This window comes from Stenotrophomonas sp. SKA14, from assembly GCF_000158575.1.
Taxonomy (GTDB): Bacteria; Pseudomonadota; Gammaproteobacteria; order Xanthomonadales; family Xanthomonadaceae; genus Stenotrophomonas; species Stenotrophomonas forensis.
Window position 1 is genome coordinate 473443 of the sequence record NZ_DS999412.1, and the last position, 1556, is coordinate 474998.

General features: G+C 53.4%; 1 rRNA gene and 2 other annotated features. The gene reads left to right on the forward strand.

Annotated elements, in window-relative coordinates:
• The first annotated feature begins 81 nt into the window (after window positions 1-81).
• Window positions 82-241 (forward strand) — a sequence feature (23S ribosomal RNA rRNA prediction is too short).
• A gap of 19 nt (window positions 242-260) precedes the next feature.
• Window positions 261-524, forward strand: a sequence feature (23S ribosomal RNA rRNA prediction is too short).
• 139 nt (window positions 525-663) lie between these two features.
• Window positions 664-778, forward strand: a 5S ribosomal RNA gene (gene rrf / locus SSKA14_RS02280).
• Window positions 779-1556: the final 778 nt, after the last annotated feature.

Consider the following 1556-nt stretch of genomic DNA (forward strand, 5'->3'; position numbering starts at 1 on the left):
AGCAGGTAGGAAACTAGGACTTAGTGATCCGGTGGTTCTGTATGGAAGGGCCATCGCTCAACGGATAAAAGGTACTCCGGGGATAACAGGCTGATACCGCCCAAGAGTTCATATCGACGGCGGTGTTTGGCACCTCGATGTCGGCTCATCACATCCTGGGGCTGTAGTCGGTCCCAAGGGTATGGCTGTTCGCCATTTAAAGTGGTACGCGAGCTGGGTTCAGAACGTCGTGAGACAGTTCGGTCCCTATCTGCCATGGGCGTTGGAGATTTGAGAGGGGCTGCTCCTAGTACGAGAGGACCGGAGTGGACGAACCTCTGGTGTTCCGGTTGTCACGCCAGTGGCATTGCCGGGTAGCTATGTTCGGAAGCGATAACCGCTGAAAGCATCTAAGCGGGAAGCGCGCCTCAAGATGAGATCTCCCGGGGCACAAGCCCCCTGAAGGAACCATGTAGACTACGTGGTTGATAGGTCAGGTGTGTAAGTACAGCAATGTATTGAGCTAACTGATACTAATGATCCGTGCGGCTTGACCATATAACCTCAAGTTGCCTTGGCTTTACGACAACGTCGTAAGAGCATCCAAGTGCACGCTACGTCACAAGAACTATGCGAGGCTGGCGCCTTGTCCCATCGGGACGAGTGCGACTCTCCAAAAGCCTCCCTGGTGAAATTAGCGCTGTGGAACCACCCGATCCCATCCCGAACTCGGAAGTGAAACGCAGCTGCGCCGATGGTAGTGTGGCTCAAGCCATGCGAGAGTAGGTCATCGCCAGGGTTTATACCCGAGAACCCCGCTGCTTGCGCAGCGGGGTTTTCCTTTTTTTGCAGGCACCTGGTTTCGACCTGGACTTGCCGCAACAACTTCACGAAGAGCTTCAAGTTCCTTCAACAAGTTGTTGACAAAGCTGAAAGGCCTGCCATAATAGGCGGCTCGCAACGACGAAAGGCCCTCGGGTCCAACGCCGAAGCGGCATCGGCAACAACGTCCACTCCGGTGAGACGGCCTTGAAAAAAGGTGTTGACGAAGCGGAAAAGCCGGCTATAATGGGCGGCTCGCTACGAAGGAAACTTCGCAGCACACGGGAACGGCGCTGAGGCCACTTCCCCGGATCTTTGAAAGTATGCGCAGGTATCTTGTGAAGGCGCCTGCAGGAAGGATGATTGTCCATCTTGCAGACGTTTGATCAAGCAACTATTAATTGTTTTAAAGCAAGCGATACGTTGCCAGAATCAATCATCTGCAGCTTTAAATTTTGATCTTCGGATCATGTCGTTTTAAGTGAAGAGTTTGATCCTGGCTCAGAGTGAACGCTGGCGGTAGGCCTAACACATGCAAGTCGAACGGCAGCACAGTAAGAGCTTGCTCTTACGGGTGGCGAGTGGCGGACGGGTGAGGAATACATCGGAATCTACTTTTTCGTGGGGGATAACGTAGGGAAACTTACGCTAATACCGCATACGACCTACGGGTGAAAGCAGGGGATCTTCGGACCTTGCGCGATTGAATGAGCCGATGTCGGATTAGCTAGTTGGCGGGGTAAAGGCCCACCAAG